This is a genomic window from Nocardia sp. NPDC059154 (assembly GCF_042755705.1).
Taxonomy (GTDB): Bacteria; Actinomycetota; Actinomycetes; order Mycobacteriales; family Mycobacteriaceae; genus Nocardia.
Window position 1 is genome coordinate 7,250 of sequence record NZ_JBHZCS010000023.1, and the last position, 3,884, is coordinate 11,133.

Consider the following 3,884-nt stretch of genomic DNA (forward strand, 5'->3'; position numbering starts at 1 on the left):
CAGACGAGACGATCCGACCGGCGACCACAGTCGGCGGCCTGGCCGGACTGCGGCCCGCGTTCGCGAACGACGGGTATAAGACTCGTTTTCCAGAAATCGAATGGTCCATAACCCCAGGCAATTCCTCGCCCCTTACCGACGGCGCGTCCGCCGCGCTCATCATGAGCGAGGAGAAGGCCGACCAGCTGGGCCTGCGGCCGCGAGCGCGGTTCCATTCCTTCGCCGTTACCGGTGATGATCCGCTGCTCATGCTCACCGCAGTCGTTCCAGCTACCCGCAAGGCACTTACCCGGGTCGGCCTGTCGATCGAAGACATCGACATCTACGAGGTCAATGAGGCATTTGCGCCCGTGCCGCTGGTTTGGGCGCACGAACTCGGCGCGGACCCGGCCAAGCTGAATCCGCGCGGCGGTGCGATCGCCCTGGGTCACCCACTCGGAGCTTCTGGCGGCCGAATCCTGGCCACCATGCTCAACCACCTGGAGCAGACGGGCGGACGCTACGGCCTGATGACCATGTGCGAGGCCGGCGGCCTGGCCAACGCCACGATCATCGAGCGACTGTCATGACTATTTCTTTCGAATACTCTCCTGCTGTTTCCGAAATAGTCTCTCGCACAGAAGACTTCGTACGGAACACGGTACTGCCTATCGAGTCGTGCCACCGCGGCTCCGCCCACGATCTTCCCGAGGGTATCCGCGTCGACCTGCAGAACGCGGCGAAGGCGGCAGGTATCTTCGCGCCGCACGCCGGGCGTGAATTCGGTGGGCTGGGACTCGATATGCGGGACCGTGCGCCGGTTTTCGAAACAGCGGGCTATTCGTTGTTCGGGCCGCTCGCGCTGAACTGTGCCGCACCCGACGAGGGCAATATGCACCTGCTCGAACGGATCGCCTCCCCCGCACAGCAGGAGAAGTTCCTGCGGCCCTTGGTGACCGGCGCAGTTCGGTCATGTTTCGCCATGACCGAACCTGCTCCGGGCGCGGGCGCGGATCCGAGCATGCTCACGACTCGCGCCGAACGTACCTCGGCAGGCTGGGTCATCAACGGCCACAAGTGGTTCATCACCGGCGCCAACGGCGCAAGCTTCGCGATCATCATGGCTCGCACCAGCGGCGAACCGGGTTCCCGGGGTGGCGCGACGATGTTCCTCGTACCGGCGGACACCCCTGGCTTCGATCTGAAACGTGACATCGACACGCTCGACGAGTCGATGTTCGGCGGACACTCCGAGCTGACCTTCGACGACCTCGAGGTCGGTGACGACGCCGTGCTCGGTGAGGTGGACAAGGGCTTCGAATACGCCCAGGTCCGGCTCGGCCCCGCCCGCATGACCCACGGAATGCGTTGGTGGGGCCCCGCTCGCCACCCCCCCAACCTCACCACAAAACGCCCCGCAACCTGGCCCGTGTTCGTCGCCAGGCTCGGCGACCTCGGGATGGTGCAGCAGTTGATCGCCGACAACGAGATCGACATCGAAGCCGCTCGCGCGCTGACGCTGAAGGCGTGCTGGGTTCTCGACACCGAGCCCGAAGCTGCCGCTTCATCGCAGATCACCTCGATCGCGAAAACCTTCGTCGCCGAGGCTGTCAACCGAGTCGTCGACCGCTCCCTGCAGGTCTGCGGTGCACTCGGTGTCTCTGGGGACATCGCGCTATCACGCCTCTACCGCGAGGTGCGGCCGTTCCGCATCTACGACGGGCCCTCCGAAACCCATCGCTGGGCCATCGCCCGCCGGGTGATCCGCAAAATCAACAGGGCGAACGTATGACATCCGTGGTCGCCGGCCTGGATTTACCGGCGCTGCAGCGCTATTTCGACAACAACGTGCCCGAAACAGCAGGCGGACTGAAGGCCACCCTCATCGCGGGCGGCAGATCGAATCTGACCTATCGACTGACCGACGGTGTGCACGATTGGGTGCTCCGCCGCCCGCCACTGGGACCGCTCACCCCCACAGCGCATGACATGGCGCGCGAGTACCGGATCGTCGCCGCGCTACGCAGCACCGAGGTTCCCGTGGCCGAAGCGGTGACGCTGTGCAAGGACGAGGACGTCATCGGCGTGCCGTTCGCGGTGGTGTCGTTCGTACCCGGCCGCACCCTGCGCGACGGCGACGAAGCGGCGACGCTGACAGCCGACCAGGCCCGGTCGTGCCGCGACGCCCTCGTCGACGCCCTCGCCGCACTGCACTCCGTCGATTACGAGCGGGTGGGGCTCGGCGACTTCGGCCGCCCTGCAGGGTATTTGGAGCGTCAGGTGAAACGCTGGCGAGGCCAGTGGGATCGCGTGGCTACGCGGGAACTCGCCACGCTGGACCGGCTGTCCCGTGCCTTGAGCGCCGCAGTTCCGGCACAAGTCGGCACGGCCATCGTGCACGGCGACTTCCGGCTCGACAATACGATCATCGACCCGGTCGACTACAGCCGCGTCGCCGCCGTGGTCGACTGGGAAATGTCAACGCTCGGCGACCCGCTTGCGGACCTCGGTCTGCTGCAGGTCTATTGGGATCCGCGCAGCGAACCGGTGCTCGGCGTCCGGCACGCACCCACCGCCAACCCCGGCTTCGGCTCGGCCAACGATCTTGCCGAACAGTACTCCCGCACAACGGGATACGACCTCGATCAGCTGCCGTTCTACCGCGCTCTGGGCTGCTTCAAACTCGCCGTGATCGCCGAAGGTGTCCATCAGCGCTACCTGGCCGGAAAGACCGTGGGCGACGGCTTCGCCACGATCGGCGCCGCGGTGCCGGTGCTGCTCGACGCCGGACTGGAGACACTCGCGTGAGCACCAATGGTTTTCACAGCGCATTGATTACCGGCGGATCGCGCGGTATCGGAGCAGAGGTGGCTCGCCGCCTCGCCCACGATGGCTATCACTTGACCATTGCTGCACGCGACCCCGACCGGCTAGCCGAGACCGCTCGCCGGCTGCAGGACGAAACCTGTGTCACGGTGGAGACAGTGGTGGCGGCCATGAACGATCTCGATCAGGTGCGGGCGCTGGCACAAGCACACGCAAACCGTTACGGCGGCATGGATGTCCTGGTGCTCAGTGCGGGTAGCGGTACTGCGGGGGCGGTCGCAGACATGCCGGCGAAGACCTACGAGCGCATGCTGGATGTGAACTTCCGCGCCCCGATCACGCTCATCCAGGCGGCCTTGCCGCTGCTGCGCAAGAGCGCCGCCGCACATCCGCAGCATGGCGCGAAGATCATCGCGTTGGCGTCCATCACCGGCGTCGCCGGTGAGGCAGGGCTGGCCGCGTACGGGGCCACCAAGGCCGCACTGATCTCGTTGTGCGAGGCAGTCTCTCTCGAGGAGTCCGCGAACGGAGTCAGCGCCACGGCCATCTCCCCCGGCTACGTCGACACCGACATGACCGCTTGGAAACGCGAGGCACTGGACCGCTCGGCCATGCTCACCACGTCCGACATCGCAGAGATGGCGCTGGCCATCACTCGGCTTTCCCGCAACGCGGTCGTGCCGAACATCGTTGTCTCACGCGCAGGCGAACAGATCTGGCGGGCTTGATAGTTCGATTCGGCCCACCCCGCCCAAGACAAAGGAGTCTGGATGACGCGCCCACCATATGAGGGGTCCGCGACGCCCGATCCTCGGGCGGCCGAGTGGATCTGGAGGGACAGGGTCAGCTGATCGGGTCGGACAAGGCGCGGTCTCAGCTTGCACGAATCCGGTAGTAGTGCGAACGAACCACAGCGCCCAGCACAGACGGCCCGTTACCGCAGCGGACTCCTGTCTCTGGGGGGGGGGGGCGGACCCTAGGGAAGGCCGCCCAGCAAAAAAGGCGGTGGCGAACAAAAAAAGGGGGGGGGGGCGGGAGCGCCACGACCTCCACTGATATCTCATCTCCATGAAGCACTT

At 65.8% G+C, this 3,884-nt stretch carries 4 protein-coding genes; all 4 read left to right on the forward strand.

Annotated features, from left to right (window positions below; translation table 11 throughout):
- The coding region (locus ACFXN1_RS20720) for a thiolase family protein (RefSeq protein WP_379463651.1) at window positions 1-569 on the forward strand (569 nt) is incomplete at its 5' end.
- Window positions 566-1,771, forward strand: a complete 1,206-nt coding sequence (locus tag ACFXN1_RS20725) for an acyl-CoA dehydrogenase family protein (protein WP_379463652.1) — start codon at window positions 566-568, stop codon at window positions 1,769-1,771. The genes ACFXN1_RS20720 and ACFXN1_RS20725, both read left to right, overlap by 4 nt.
- Complete coding sequence (locus ACFXN1_RS20730; RefSeq protein ID WP_379438021.1) at window positions 1,768-2,787, forward strand: phosphotransferase family protein; 1,020 nt, start codon at window positions 1,768-1,770, stop codon at window positions 2,785-2,787. Before ACFXN1_RS20725 ends, ACFXN1_RS20730 begins: the two co-directional genes overlap by 4 nt.
- A complete protein-coding gene (locus tag ACFXN1_RS20735) occupies window positions 2,784-3,533 on the forward strand; it encodes an SDR family NAD(P)-dependent oxidoreductase (protein WP_379438020.1) in 750 nt (249 codons plus the stop codon). Before ACFXN1_RS20730 ends, ACFXN1_RS20735 begins: the two co-directional genes overlap by 4 nt.
- The last annotated feature ends 351 nt before the right edge of the window (window positions 3,534-3,884 follow it).

Coding starts and splice junctions, on each gene's coding strand:
- ACFXN1_RS20725 (WP_379463652.1), top strand. CDS start 566: ATGACTATTTCTTTCGAATACTCTCCTGCTGTTTCCGAAATAGTCTCT.
- ACFXN1_RS20730 (WP_379438021.1), top strand. CDS start 1,768: ATGACATCCGTGGTCGCCGGCCTGGATTTACCGGCGCTGCAGCGCTAT.